Genomic DNA, 13853 nt, shown 5'->3' on the forward strand with positions numbered 1-13853 from the left:
CGGCCCGGTTGGGCCGTGCAGAAATTGCAGAAGATTCCTGGGGGTCGGCCCCCAGACCCCCTTAAGAAACTTCGGGCCCAACAAGGAGAGCAGGGAACCCAGATGGCGGAGCTCACGATCCGGCCGGAGGAGATCCGGGACGCACTGGATAACTTTGTCCAGTCGTACCAGCCGGACGCGGCCTCGCGCGAGGAGGTCGGTACGGTCAGCGTTGCCGGCGACGGCATCGCGAAGGTGGAGGGTCTTCCCTCCGCCATGGCGAACGAGCTGCTGAAGTTCGAGGACGGCACCCTCGGTCTCGCCCTCAACCTCGAGGAGCGCGAGATCGGTGCGATCGTCCTCGGCGAGTTCAGCGGCATCGAGGAGGGCCAGCCGGTGCAGCGCACCGGTGAGGTGCTCTCCGTCGGCGTCGGCGAGGGTTACCTCGGCCGCGTCGTCGACCCGCTCGGCAACCCGATCGACGGTCTCGGCGAGATCGAGACCGACAGCCGCCGCGCCCTCGAGCTGCAGGCCCCTGGCGTCATGGTCCGTAAGTCGGTGCACGAGCCGATGCAGACCGGCTACAAGGCCGTCGACGCCATGGTGCCGATCGGCCGCGGCCAGCGTCAGCTGATCATCGGCGACCGTCAGACGGGTAAGACCGCGCTGGCCGTCGACACGATCATCAACCAGCGCGACAACTGGCGCTCGGGCGACGTGAACAAGCAGGTGCGCTGCATCTACGTCGCCATCGGTCAGAAGGGTTCCACCATCGCCTCCGTGCGTGGTGCGCTCGAAGAGGCCGGTGCGCTGGAGTACACGACCATCGTCGCCGCCCCGGCGTCCGACCCGGCCGGCTTCAAGTACCTGGCGCCGTACACCGGTTCGGCCATCGGCCAGCACTGGATGTACGACGGCAAGCACGTCCTGATCATCTTCGACGACCTCTCGAAGCAGGCCGACGCCTACCGCGCCGTGTCCCTGCTGCTGCGCCGCCCGCCGGGCCGCGAGGCCTACCCGGGTGACGTCTTCTACCTGCACTCGCGTCTGCTGGAGCGCTGCGCCAAGCTCTCCGACGAGATGGGCGCCGGTTCGATGACGGGCCTCCCGATCGTCGAGACCAAGGCGAACGACGTGTCGGCGTTCATTCCGACGAACGTCATCTCCATCACCGACGGCCAGTGCTTCCTGGAGTCCGACCTGTTCAACGCGGGTCAGCGTCCGGCGCTCAACGTCGGTATCTCGGTCTCCCGAGTCGGTGGCTCCGCCCAGCACAAGGCGATGAAGCAGGTCTCCGGCCGGCTCCGTGTGGACCTCGCCCAGTACCGCGAGCTGGAGGCGTTCGCCGCCTTCGGTTCCGACCTGGACGCGGCCTCGAAGGCCTCGCTGGAGCGCGGTAAGCGCATGGTCGAGCTGCTGAAGCAGCCGCAGTACGCCCCGTTCCCGATGGAGGAGCAGGTCGTCTCGGTCTGGGCCGGCACCACGGGCAAGATGGACGACGTCCCGGTCGAGGACATCCGTCGCTTCGAAGCCGAGCTGCTGGAGTTCCTGCGCCGTGAGCGCAAGGACCTCCTGACCAGCATCGCCGAAGGCGGCAAGATGTCCGACGACACGCTGCAGTCGATCGCCGACGCGATCGCCGCCTTCAAGCAGCAGTTCGAGACCTCGGACGGCAAGCTCCTGGGCGAGGGCTGATCGATGGGCGCTCAGCTTCGCGTTTACAAGCGCCGCATCCAAGCCGTCACCGCGACCAAGAAGATCACCAAGGCGATGGAGATGATCGCCGCCTCGCGCATCGTCAAGGCGCAGCGCAAGGTGGCGGCGTCCAAGCCGTACGCGACCGAGCTCACCCGCGCGGTGACCGCGGTGGCGACCGGCTCCAACGCCAAGCACCCGCTCACCACCGAGGTCGAGGCCCCGACCCGGGCCGCGGTCCTGCTCGTCACGAGCGACCGCGGTCTGGCCGGCGGCTACTCCTCCAACGCCATCAAGGCCGCGGAGCGACTGCGGGAGCGCCTTGCCTCCGAGGGCAAGGAGGTCGACACGTACATCGTCGGCCGCAAGGGTGTCGCGTACTACGGCTTCCGCGAGCGCAAGGTCGAGGACTCCTGGACCGGCTTCACCGACAACCCGGCGTACTCCGATGCCAAGAGCATCGCCGCCCCGTTGATCGCGGCCATCCAGAAGGACACGGCCGAGGGCGGCGTCGACGAGCTGCACATCGTCTTCACGGAATTCGTGTCGATGATGACGCAGAACGCGGTCGACGACCGGATGCTGCCGCTTTCGCTCGACGAGGTGGCGGAGGAGAGCACCCGCAAGGGTGAGATCCTTCCGCTGTTCGACTTCGAGCCGTCGGCCGAGGACGTCCTCGACGCCCTTCTGCCGCGCTACGTCGAGAGCCGCATCTACAACGCACTGCTGCAGGCAGCCGCTTCCGAGCACGCTGCCCGCCGCCGCGCGATGAAGTCGGCCACCGACAACGCCGGGGACCTCATCAAGAGCCTGTCCCGGCTTGCCAACGCGGCCCGACAGGCCGAAATCACCCAGGAAATCAGCGAGATCGTCGGCGGTGCCAGTGCTCTGGCCGACGCGACCGCGGGGAGTGACAAGTAATGACGACGACAGTTGAGACGGCCGCTGCCACGGGCCGCGTCGCCCGGGTCATCGGCCCGGTCGTCGACGTGGAGTTCCCCGTCGACGCGATGCCGGAGATCTACAACGCCCTCCACGTCGAGGTCGCCGACCCCGCCGAGGACGGCGCCCGCAAGACGCTGACCCTCGAAGTCGCCCAGCACCTGGGTGACGGCGTGGTCCGCGCGATCTCGATGCAGCCCACCGACGGCCTGGTCCGCCAGGCCGCGGTGACCGACACGGGCAAGGGCATCACCGTCCCCGTCGGTGACATCACCAAGGGCAAGGTGTTCAACACCCTCGGTCAGATCCTGAACGAGCCGGAGGCCGAGGCGCAGATCACCGAGCGCTGGCCGATCCACCGCAAGGCCCCGGCCTTCGACCAGCTCGAGTCGAAGACCGAGATGTTCGAGACCGGCCTGAAGGTCGTCGACCTGCTGACCCCGTACGTCAAGGGCGGCAAGATCGGTCTGTTCGGTGGTGCGGGCGTCGGCAAGACGGTCCTCATCCAGGAAATGATCATGCGTGTGGCGAAGCTGCACGACGGTGTGTCGGTGTTCGCCGGTGTCGGTGAGCGCACCCGTGAGGGCAACGACCTCATCGACGAGATGACCGAGTCGGGCGTTCTGGAGAAGACCGCGCTCGTCTTCGGCCAGATGGACGAGCCGCCGGGGACGCGTCTGCGCGTGGCCCTGTCCGCCCTGACCATGGCGGAGTACTTCCGCGATGTGCAGAAGCAGGACGTGCTGCTCTTCATCGACAACATCTTCCGCTTCACGCAGGCCGGCTCCGAGGTCTCCACGCTGCTCGGCCGCATGCCGTCCGCGGTGGGTTACCAGCCGACCCTGGCCGACGAGATGGGTGTGCTCCAGGAGCGCATCACCTCGACGCGTGGTCACTCGATCACCTCGATGCAGGCGATCTACGTCCCCGCGGACGACCTGACCGACCCGGCCCCGGCCACCACGTTCGCCCACCTCGACGCGACGACGGTTCTCTCCCGTCCGATCTCCGAGAAGGGCATCTACCCGGCCGTGGACCCGCTGGACTCCACGTCCCGCATCCTGGACCCGCGGTACATCTCGCAGGAGCACTACGCCGCGGCCAGCCGCGTCAAGGGGATCCTGCAGAAGTACAAGGACCTCCAGGACATCATCGCGATCCTCGGTATCGACGAGCTGGGCGAGGAGGACAAGCTCGTTGTCCACCGTGCCCGTCGCGTCGAGCGCTTCCTGTCGCAGAACACCCACGCCGCCAAGCAGTTCACCGGCCTGGACGGTTCGGACGTGCCGCTCGACGAGTCGATCTCCGCGTTCAACGCGATCTGCGACGGGGACTACGACCACTTCCCCGAGCAGGCGTTCTTCATGTGCGGTGGCCTGGACGACCTCAAGGCCAAGGCCAAGGAGCTCGGCGTCTCCTGAGCCTCCGGCTCACCGAGGGGGGTGGGTGTGTCCCGCCCCCCTCACCACGCCCCGTAGAATTGAACCGACACCCGGCCGGGCGGCCGGGTGGTGACCCGAGGAGCCACCCTTGGCTGCTGAGCTGCATGTCGAGCTGGTCGCCGCCGACCGAAGTGTCTGGTCCGGCGAGGCCACCCTGGTCGTCGCGCGCACCACGTCCGGCGACATCGGCGTCATGCCCGGTCACCAGCCGCTTCTCGGTGTGCTGGAATCGGGCCCGGTGACGATCCGCACGAGTGAGGGCGGCACCGTCATCGCCGCTGTGCACGGTGGATTCATCTCGTTCGCGGACGACAAGCTGTCGCTGCTGGCCGAGATCGCCGAGCTGGCCGACGAGATCGATGTCGAGCGCGCCGAGCGGGCGCTGGAACTCGCGAAGTCGGACGCGGACGCCGCTGCCCAGCGGCGCGCCGACGTACGACTGCGCGCGGTGGCGGTGCGCTAGCACCCCACTGACAGATGTCTTTACTCAGCCGCGGCCCGAGCTGGAGCAATCCAGCCGTGTCGCGGCTGAGGCGATGCAGGTGCAATACGGTTTCGGTGTTCGTTACTCGACGATGCGAGGAGGTCGGTGGAGATGGTCCTCGCGTTGTGGGTGGGCGCGTCCGTCGTGGTCACGGTCCTGTTGGGACTGTTCGTCTTCGGCCTGCGCCGGAGGCTGATCCAGCGGTCCGGAGGGACCTTCGACTGCAGCCTGCGGTGGGACGTGTCGGAGGAACCCGATGCGCTCGGCAAGGGCTGGGTGTACGGGGTCGCCCGCTACAGCGGTGACCGCGTCGACTGGTTCCGGGTCTTCTCCTACGCTCCTCGCCCCCGCCGGGGCCTGGAGCGTTCTGCGATCGAGGTGATCGCCCGCCGGCTGCCGGAGGGCGAGGAGGAGCTCGCGCTCCTGTCCGACTCCGTCGTGCTCGGCTGTCTCCACCGCGGGACCCGCCTGGAGCTGGCGATGAGCGAGGACGCCCTGACCGGCTTCCTCGCCTGGCTGGAGGCGGCGCCGCCCGGCCAGCGGGTCAATGTGGCCTGATAGGAAGCCCCGCTGGAAGAGGGTCCCCCCGGGCGAAGTCCGGGGGAGGGGCAACGTCGCGTAGCGGCGTACGCGGCCGACGGAGGAACGTACACAGCGAAAAACCGGGGAGACGGGGGGCGGACCCGTCTCCCCGGTGTCTTTCCGGGGTGGTGCTTGCCGTTACGGCGTGGGGAGCACCGTCGTCGTTACTTCAGGCCGCTGGTGACCGCGGTCACCAGTTCGCCGTTGCTGGTGTCACCGGAGAGCTCCCAGATGAACGCTCCGCCCATGCCCTGGTTCTTCGTCCAGTTCATCTTCGAGCCGATGGTGGCCGGGGTGTCGTAGCTCCACCAGTTGGTGCCGCAGTGCGCGTACGCGGTGCCGCCGACGGTGCCGGTGGCCGGGCAGGTGTTCTTGAGGACCTTGTAGTCCTCGAAGCCCGCCTCGTACGTGCCCGGGGCCGCGCCGGTCGCCGTGCCGCCGGGGGCGGACTGGGTGACACCGGTCCAGCCACGGCCGTAGAAGCCGATGCCGAGGAGCAGCTTCTTGGCCGGGACGCCCTGTGCCTTCAGCTTGGCGATGGCGTCGGCGGAGGTGAAGCCCTGCTGCGGGATGCCGGTGTACGGGGTCAGCGGCGAGTGCGGGGCCGTCGGGCCCTGCTTCGCCCAGGCGCCGAAGAAGTCGTACGTCATCACGTTGTACCAGTCGAAGGACTTGGCGGCGCCGCCGTAGTCGGCCGCGTCGATCTTGCCGCCGTTGGAGCCGTCCGCGGTGATGGCGGCGGTGACCAGGTTGTTCGGGCCGAACTTGGCCCGCATGGCGTCGGCCATGGTCTTGATCGCGGCCGGGCCGCTGGTGTCACAGGTCAGACCACAGGCGTTGGGGTACTCCCAGTCGAGGTCGATGCCGTCGAAGACATCGGCCCAGCGGGGGTCCTCGACCAGGTCGTAGCAGGACTGCGCGAAGGCGGCGGGGTTCTGCACGGCCTGGGGGAAGCCGCCGGACCAGGTCCAGCCGCCGAACGACCAGAGGATCTTGATGTGCGGGTACTTGGCCTTCAGCTTGCGCAGCTGGTTGAAGTTGCCGCGCAGCGGCTGGTCCCAGGTGTCGGCGACGCCGTCGACGGACTGGTCGGCGGTGTACGCCTTGTCGTAGTCGGCGTAGGAGTCGCCGATGGTGCACTTGCCGTTCTGCACGTTGCCGAAGGCGTAGTTGATGTGCGTGATCTTCGCGGCCGTGCCGGACGTCACCAGGTTCTTGACGTGGTAGTTGCGCCCGTAGACGCCCCAGTTCGTGAAGTAGCCCATGGTGATCTTGTCGCCGCCGGGGCCGGGCTCCTGGCCGCCGCCGGTGGTGCGCACGGAGACGGAGCCGGAGGCCGGGCCGGTCTGGTCGGCGGTGTCCCGGGCCTGTACGGCGTAGGAGTAGTCGGTGCCCGCGGTCAGACCGGTGTTGGTGTACGTCGTGCCGGTGACCGTGGCGACCTTCGCGCCGTCCCGCAGCACGTCGTAGTTCTTGACGCCCTTGTCGTCGGTCGCGGCGCTCCAGCTGAGCTTCACCGAGGTGTCGGTGACGTTGCTGGTGGTGGGGGTGCCGGGAGCCGAGGGCGGGTTGTCGCCGGGGACGGAGCCGCCGTCACAGGAGGCGCCGTTCAGCTTGCAGCCCGTGGGGGCGCCGGAGCCGGTGCCGTTGAAGCCGAAGCTGACGCTGGCGCCGGGCGCCACGGACCCGTTCCAGGAGAGGTTCTTGGCGGTGTAGTGGCCGCCGCTGCTGGTGAGGGAGGCGTCCCAGGCGGAGCCGGCCGAGGTGCCCGAGGGGAAGTCCCACTCGATGGTCCAGGAGGAGAGCGCGGTGGTGCCGGTGTTCTTCACCGTCCACTGACCCTCGAAGCCGCTGCCCCAGTCCGACTTCTTGGTGTACGTGGCGGTGGCCGATGTGGCCGCCGTGGCGGGGGAGGCGAGCCCCACCATCGCGGCCAGCGGCACGACCAGCGCGGTCAGGCCCGCGATGACCTTGGACCGGCCGCTCCGGGCGGGGACCCATCGGAATCTGGATCGGCGTTGGGGGGATTCTGTGCTCAACGGTGCTCCTCGGGTGAGGTCCAACAAACGGGGGTGATTCGTGGACTGCAAACCCTGCGCCGCCCTGAGTACGGGTGCTCTCGTACTCACCGCAGTGTGTTTCGGTGACAGTAGGAAGGTCTGGACCAATCGTCAAGAGGTCTGGACCAAAGATCAGCTCGCGGCTCGGATCCCCAACTCCTGTGCCAGGACCGCCGCCTGAACCCGGCTGCGCAGCTCCAGCTTGCCCAGCAACCTGCTGACGTGCGTCTTCACCGTGGCCTCGGCCATCGAGAGACGCAGCGCGATCTCCGCGTTCGACAAGCCCTCGCCCAGGCACCCCAGCACTTCGAGTTCACGCCGGGTGAGCGCGTCCAGCACCGCCGGATCGGCCGTCCCCCGGCCGCGTACGGGGGACGCCCCGGCGAACTCCGCGATCAGCCGACGGGTCACGGCCGGGGCGATCAGCCCCTCTCCGCGCGCCACCGTCCGTACCGCCTCCAGCAGATCACGGGCGTCGGTGTTCTTCAGCAGGAAGCCGGAGGCCCCCGCGCGCAGCGCCCCGAAGACGTACTCGTCCAGATCGAACGTGGTCAGCACCAGGACGTCCGCGAGCTCCTCCGCGACCACCTGCCGCGTCGCCGACACCCCGTCGAGGCGCGGCATCTGCACATCCATCAGCACCAGGTCCGGGCGGAGTTCACGGGCCAGGCGCACCGCCGCCTCGCCGTCCGCCGCCTCCCCGACGACCTCGATGTCCGGCGCGCTGGAGAGGATCAGCACCAGCCCCGCGCGCACCGCCGCCTGGTCCTCCGCGACCAGTACCCGAATCGTCATTCCCGCATCGTCCTTTCCACCACGGGCAGTTCGGCCCGCACCCGCCAGATCTTGGTTCCGTCGCCGTCCGGCTCGGCCCCCGCGGTGATCGTCCCGCCGAGCAGGGCCACCCGCTCCCGCATGCCCACCAGGCCCGCCCCCGAACCGGGCGCCGTCGGCCCGGGACGGCTGCCGAACACACTGGTCACCTCGATCGTCAGCACCCCGCCGGCGTGGGCGAGCCGCACCGTGACCGGGCCCGGCGCCGCGTGCTTGAGGGCGTTGGTCAGGGACTCCTGCACGATCCGGTACGCGGCCAGCTCGACCGGCGTCGGCAGTGCGTCGGGCACCGCGTCCCCGGCGCCCTCCAGGGTGCAGATCAGCCCGCTGGACGCCCCGTTGACGTTCGTCTGCTCGACCAGCGCGTCCAGGGAAGCGAGCGTCGGGGCCGCCGCCGGGGCGTCGTCCTCGCCGCCCTCCCGCAGCAGCCCGATCAGCCGGCGCATCTCCGCCAGCCCCTCGACACTGTTCTCCCGAATCACCTTCAGGGCGTTCCGCGAGGTCTCCGGGTCGTCGATGGACAGGGCCGCCGTGGAATGGATCGCCACGGCGGAGAGGTGGTTGGCCACCATGTCGTGCAGCTCCCGTCCCATCCGGGCGCGCTCGGCGACCACCGCCTGCGTCCGGTCCATCTCGGCCAGCCGCGCGGTCTGTGCGGCGGCCAGCCGGGCGCTGTCGGCGGCGGAGTGATGGGTGCGGACACTGACCCCGGTCAGGGCGGGGATGAAGGAGACCAGCCCGATGACCAGGCCGATCAGCAGCGCCTCCGGCTTGTGGAACCAGGCCAGGAAGCCGATCGTGGACGCGACGGTGATCAGGAGCGTGGCCACCGGGAGGCGGCGGGCGGCGGCCGGGGTCCCGTACAGCACGGCCGCGTACATGACGTCCGTGAACATCAGGATGGTGGCGAGGTTGCCCCAGGTGAACTGGTCCGCCACCAGCGCGAGCGTGCCGATCGTCAGCGCCGTGCGCGGGGCGGTGCGGCGCAGCAGCTCGGCGGCGGCCATGGCGGTCAGCGGTACGAGGGTGACCCAGCGTGCGGAGAGGGAGTGGCCGCCCTGGGTGTGGAGGCCCAGCACCCACAGGAGCAGCCCCCCGAGCAGCCCGGAGACGGCGAGGGCCACCGCGTCGCGGTCGGGCCGGATCGAGGTGAGCACCCCTCCATCCAACACGCACCGCCGCCTTCGGACCTCCCTTCGCGGGCCGATCCGCGACTACACCGAACGATGCAGTCCCGTTTCGTCACTGCCGACGACGTATCCGCGCCCGGCGGCCGGGAGGCTGAAGGGGAACGGGAGGAGAGAGTCGTGATCGCTCTACTGGTCGTGGCCTGCGAGGTCGCGTTCTGGGTTCTGCTGGCCGCCGGACTCGCCCTGCGGTACGTCGCGAGGAAACCGAGGCTCGGCGCGGCCGTGCTGCTGTGCGAGCCGCTGCTGGAGGTCGTCCTGCTGGTGGTGACGGCCATCGACCTGAAGAACGGGGCCGAGCCGGACTGGAAGCACGGCCTGGCCGCCGTCTACATCGGCTTCACCGTGGGCCTGGGCCACTCCACCATCACGTGGGTCGACGCCCGCGTCGCCCACCGCTGGTTCGGCGGCCCGCCGCCGGTGAAGCCGCCGAAGTACGGCATGGCCCGCGCCGCCCACGAGTGGCGCACCGCCGCCCGCTGGATCCTCGCCGCCGTGGTCGCGCTGGGCCTGCTCCAGGCAGCGGTCTGGTACGTCGGCTCCGGCGGGGAGACCGGTTCGCTGCGGATGTGGCAGCAGAAGATGGGCTGGGTGATCGGCATCAACCTGATCATCGCGGGCGGCTACACGGTGTTCCCGAAGCAGGCGCCGAAGGACAAGGGCGAGGGGGCGGAGCGGGAGCGGGCCGACAGGCTGTAGGCCTACCGCTCGCCGCCCGGCACCCACAGCACGTCCCCGACCTCCTTGTTCGCGCTCCGCGCCAGGATGAACAGGAGGTCGGAGAGGCGGTTGAGGTAGGTGGCGGTCAGGGTGTTCATCGACTCCCCGTGCACCTCCAGCGCCGCCCAGGTGGACCGCTCGGCGCGCCGGACCACGGTGCACGCCTGGTGCAGCAGGGCCGCGCCGGGCGTACCGCCGGGGAGGATGAAGCTGCGCAGCTTCTCCAGCTCCTCCAGGAAGGTGTCGCAGTCCGCCTCCAGCTTGTCGATGTAGGACTGCTCGACCCGCAGCGGAGGGTACTTCGGGTCCTCCACCACCGGGGTGCACAGGTCCGCGCCCACGTCGAAGAGGTCGTTCTGGACGCGTACGAGGACCTTCACCAGCGCCTCGGGCAGCTGCCCCAGCGCGATGGCCGCGCCGATCGCCGCGTTGGCCTCGTTGGCGTCCGCGTACGCCGAGATCCGCAGATCGGTCTTGGCGGTGCGGCTCATGTCGCCGAGGGCCGTGGTGCCCTGGTCGCCGGTCCGGGTGTAGATGCGCGTCAGATTGACCATGGGTCCAGCGTAGTTACGCTCCGGCCCGCCGGAAGACCCCTGTGCCCACTGTCACGGCCGCGGCGGCGAAGCCCGCGGTGGCGAGGACTGGGTACGCCCCCTCCCGCGACCCGGGCGGGTCGGCCGCCGAGGCCGTCGCGCGCGAGGACGACCCGCTGCCGCTTTTCGTCGGCCGCTCGGCGACCAGGTCCTCAACTACGCGTGGCGCGGAGCCGAATGACGCGTCCCGGTGTGATGTCCGTCATCTGAGACGTGACGCGCATCTCTTCACCGCCCCAGCGCGCCCGACGGGTACTAATCTCCGCCGGAGAGCATGTGAACCGCCGTGAACAGAAGCGCACGGGCGAACAGAAACCAAGGGGTGCGAACGTGGCCAGGAAGCTCGCCGTCATCGGGGCCGGACTCATGGGATCCGGGATCGCGCAGGTCTCCGCCCAGGCGGGCTGGGACGTCGTGCTGCGGGACGTCACCGACGCCGCGCTGACCCGGGGCCGTGACGGGATCAGGGCCTCGTACGACAGGTTCGTCTCCAAGGGCAAGCTGGACGCGGCCGACGCCGAGTCCGCGCTCGCCCGCATCACCACGACCACCGACCTCGACGCCGTGGCCGACGCGGACGTCGTCGTGGAAGCCGTCTTCGAGAAGCTGGAAGTCAAGCACGAGATCTTCCGGGCCCTGGACAAGGTCGTCGGCGAGAACACCGTCCTCGCGTCCAACACCTCCGCCATCCCGATCACCAAGATCGCGGCCGTGACGGAACGTCCGGAACGCGTCGTCGGCGTGCACTTCTTCTCGCCGGTCCCGATGATGCAGCTCTGCGAGCTGGTGCGCGGCTACAAGACCAGCGACGAAACCCTCGCCACCGCCCGGGAGTTCGCCGAGTCGGTCGGCAAGACCTGCATCGTCGTCAACCGCGACGTGGCGGGCTTCGTCACCACCCGGCTGATCTCGGCGCTCGTCGTCGAGGCCGCCAAGCTGTACGAGTCGGGCGTCGCCTCGGCCGAGGACATCGACATCGCCTGCAAGCTGGGCTTCGGCCACGCCATGGGCCCGCTCGCCACCGCGGACCTGACCGGCGTCGACATCCTGCTGCACGCCACGAGCAACATCTACACCGAGTCGCAGGACGAGAAGTTCGCCGCCCCGGAACTGATGCGCCGGATGGTCGACGCAGGTGACATCGGGCGCAAGAGCGGGCAGGGCTTCTACACGTACTGACCGGATCCATCCCCTCGGCCCGCCGGTCCGCCGCCGCCCGGGCCGGGGGAGCCGGGGATTCTACCGGGCAGGGGCCTGCCTTCGGCGAGCCGGAGTCACTCCACCGAGTGAATTCGGTATCGGTTCGCTTACAGACGGCAACTTCCCCGTCGTCACGACAGTCAGTGGTGGCAGGGGCCGGGCCACGCGTGGCGGAGACACGGCCACAGCGGAGCCGACGGCGGAACAGACAGACCGACCTTCTACGGAGCATGACCGGGGAGCGCATATGCACATCAGGGGCGACCACGCCGAGCTGGTCGTCGGGGGCCGCCTCGACGTCCGAAGCGCGGCGGACGCCCGTACGGTCCTGCACTCGGCCGTGGACGACGGAGTCGGCGACCTCGTGCTGGACCTGACCGAGCTGGACTCCTGGGACGCCACCGGACTCGGCGTCATCATGGGAGCCCACCGCCGTGCCGGGCGGGCCGGACGGCGCCTCGTCCTGCGCGGCGTGCCGCCGCAGATGCAGCGCCTCCTGGTGGCCACCCGGCTGCACCGCATCCTGGCCATCGAGGGCGGCATCGCCGCGGAGTCGCTGCCGCGCGTCTGACGGACGTGCGCGCGGTCGCCCGCCCCGCCGGGATCCGGACCGCCGCGCGCCAGCCGCCGGGATCCCGACGGCCGGAGGGTCGACGGCCGGAGGGACCGAACCCGGCGGCAGAAGTCACGCAATCCTCACCGGAACGTGACGTCCTGGACGGCGTGGTACCCCGGCGGTTCGTGAATACTGTGCCAAGGTCTAGGGTTCGGCCGTCCGCCGAATGACAACGAACCCATGGGCGGACACCGGACCGGAAGCGACAGCGGGGCGCGTGTGAGGCCGGGAGGGGCAACCGCGCACGACGCGTCTGGGGGACTTTGCGATGGACCCGACACACCGGGAACCCGAAGAGTACGGGCAGGGCCACGACCGCTCCGGCGGCGAGCCCGGCCACCGCCGGCCGTCCCGCGAATCCGGCGGCGCCGACTTCGGCCCGGGGACACCGCAGCAGGTCCGCGTCGTCCAACTGACCGTCGGCGACCTGCTGCTCACGGTCAACCCCGTCGACGGCAGCGAGGTCGAGTCCTGCCCGCCCGGCTCGGGCCCCGACGCCCCGGTCCGCCGCACCTCCGCCGAACGGGCCGACCACGAACGCGCCGGCGCACCCCCGGTGCCTCCCGGCCCGCCCGCCCCGCAGCCGCCGCTCCTGGAGCGCCAGGAGGAGCGCGAGCGCCTGGTCCGCCTGCTGGCCCGCGGCCGCAGCGTCCGCCTCACCGGCCAGGCCGGTTCCGGCCGCACCGCGCTGCTGGACGCCGTCGCCGCCGACTGCGCGGACCTGGCCCCCGACGGAGTCGTCCGGCTCAACGGCCGGGGCCGCACCGGTGCCGATCTGCTGCACGCCCTCTTCGACACCGTGTACAAGGCCCCGAACCACCGTCCCGACCGCGACGAACTGCTCGCGCTCGTCCGGTCCATCGGCGCCGTCGTCACCATCGACGACCTGGAGATCGGCGGAGCGGCCCTCGACGAACTGCTCGCCGCCACTCCCGAGTGCGCCTTTTTGATCGCCGCCACCCCCGACGCCGTCACCCCTGGCGTCACCACCCCCGGTGTCGACGCCCACCTGGAGGAGGTGCTCCTCGCAGGCCTCGGGCGCGGCGCCTCGCTGGACCTGCTGGAGAAGGTCGTCGAGCGCCCCCTCACGGAGGAGGAGCGGAACTGGGCGGGCGACCTCTGGTTCGAGTCCGAGGGCCTGCCGCTCCGGTTCGTCCAGGCCGGATCCCTCCTCGCGCAGCGCGACCGGCTGCGCGCCGGCCCCGAAGCCTTCGACGAGTACGACTACTTCGAGCCACGCGCGGGCGACGCGCCGCCGGCCCCCGCCGCGCCCGCCGCCGAAGCCCTCGACGTCCCGCTGCCGAGCCTCGGCGAGGGCGCCGCGCCCGCCGTGCTGCTCGCCTCCCGGCTCAGCGAGGCGGCCCGCGCCACCCTGCGCTTCGCCGTCGCCCTCGGCGGCGAGGTGCCCCACCAGGCCCATCTCCCGGCGCTCGTGGGCGACACCCACGCGGACGCCGCGCTCGGCGAGCTCGCGGGCTGCGGCCTGCTCTCCCCGGCCGGCCCCCGTTACCGCTGTCTC

General features: G+C 70.3%; 12 protein-coding genes and 1 pseudogene. 9 read left to right on the forward strand and 4 right to left on the reverse strand.

The genetic code is table 11. From position 1 onward, the window contains the following. Positions 1-102: 102 nt before the first annotated feature. From atpA to CR470_RS12305, 5 genes are all read left to right on the forward strand, one after another. Complete coding sequence (gene atpA, locus CR470_RS12285; RefSeq protein ID WP_097867626.1) at positions 103-1674, forward strand: F0F1 ATP synthase subunit alpha; 1572 nt, start codon at positions 103-105, stop codon at positions 1672-1674. Positions 1675-1677: 3 nt separating this feature from the next. After that, positions 1678-2595: a F0F1 ATP synthase subunit gamma gene (locus CR470_RS12290; RefSeq protein WP_097867627.1), complete on the forward strand. Its 918-nt coding sequence runs from the start codon at positions 1678-1680 to the stop codon at positions 2593-2595. Continuing rightward, positions 2595-4037, forward strand: a complete 1443-nt coding sequence (atpD, locus tag CR470_RS12295) for a F0F1 ATP synthase subunit beta (protein ID WP_097867628.1) — start codon at positions 2595-2597, stop codon at positions 4035-4037. The genes CR470_RS12290 and atpD overlap by 1 nt, the downstream gene beginning before the upstream one ends. Before the next feature lie 109 nt (positions 4038-4146). Beyond that, positions 4147-4521, forward strand: coding sequence for a F0F1 ATP synthase subunit epsilon (locus tag CR470_RS12300; RefSeq protein WP_003966248.1), 375 nt, complete (start codon positions 4147-4149; stop codon positions 4519-4521). A 132-nt stretch (positions 4522-4653) separates the two neighbouring features. Continuing rightward, positions 4654-5100, forward strand: a complete 447-nt coding sequence (locus CR470_RS12305) for a DUF2550 domain-containing protein (protein WP_030580933.1) — start codon at positions 4654-4656, stop codon at positions 5098-5100. A 188-nt stretch (positions 5101-5288) separates the two neighbouring features. Here the strand turns inward: CR470_RS12305 and CR470_RS12310 are convergent, their stop codons facing one another. From CR470_RS12310 to CR470_RS12320, 3 genes are all read right to left on the reverse strand, one after another. Next, a complete protein-coding gene (locus tag CR470_RS12310) occupies positions 5289-7163 on the reverse strand; it encodes a glycoside hydrolase family 18 chitinase (RefSeq protein WP_097867629.1) in 1875 nt (624 codons plus the stop codon). 153 nt (positions 7164-7316) lie between these two features. Beyond that, positions 7317-7979, reverse strand: coding sequence for a response regulator (locus tag CR470_RS12315; protein WP_097867630.1), 663 nt, complete (start codon positions 7977-7979; stop codon positions 7317-7319). Beyond that, positions 7976-9175, reverse strand: a complete 1200-nt coding sequence (locus tag CR470_RS12320; RefSeq protein ID WP_097867631.1) for a sensor histidine kinase — start codon at positions 9173-9175, stop codon at positions 7976-7978. The genes CR470_RS12315 and CR470_RS12320 overlap by 4 nt, the downstream gene beginning before the upstream one ends. A gap of 150 nt (positions 9176-9325) precedes the next feature. Between CR470_RS12320 and CR470_RS12325 the strand changes: the two genes are divergently transcribed. After that, positions 9326-9904, forward strand: a complete 579-nt coding sequence (locus tag CR470_RS12325; protein ID WP_097867632.1) for a hypothetical protein — start codon at positions 9326-9328, stop codon at positions 9902-9904. Positions 9905-9906: 2 nt separating this feature from the next. On the opposite strand, the gene CR470_RS12330 is transcribed toward CR470_RS12325, so the two are convergent. Continuing rightward, complete coding sequence (locus CR470_RS12330) at positions 9907-10479, reverse strand: cob(I)yrinic acid a,c-diamide adenosyltransferase (RefSeq protein ID WP_097867633.1); 573 nt, start codon at positions 10477-10479, stop codon at positions 9907-9909. A gap of 369 nt (positions 10480-10848) precedes the next feature. On the opposite strand from CR470_RS12330, the gene CR470_RS12335 reads away from it, so the two are divergent. The 3 genes and pseudogenes from CR470_RS12335 to CR470_RS12345 form a co-directional block, all read left to right on the forward strand. After that, the gene (locus tag CR470_RS12335; RefSeq protein WP_097867635.1) at positions 10849-11697 is read left to right on the forward strand and encodes a 3-hydroxyacyl-CoA dehydrogenase family protein; all 849 of its coding nucleotides are present in this window, start codon (positions 10849-10851) and stop codon (positions 11695-11697) included. Between the two features lie 268 nt (positions 11698-11965). Then, entirely contained in the window at positions 11966-12289 is a 324-nt protein-coding gene (locus CR470_RS12340; RefSeq protein ID WP_003966237.1) for an STAS domain-containing protein, read from the forward strand. 313 nt (positions 12290-12602) lie between these two features. After that, a pseudogene (locus CR470_RS12345) lies at positions 12603-13853 on the forward strand (ATP-binding protein); the annotation flags it as partial.

The organism is Streptomyces sp. rh34 (genome assembly GCF_002551245.1).
Taxonomy (GTDB): domain Bacteria; phylum Actinomycetota; class Actinomycetes; order Streptomycetales; family Streptomycetaceae; genus Streptomyces.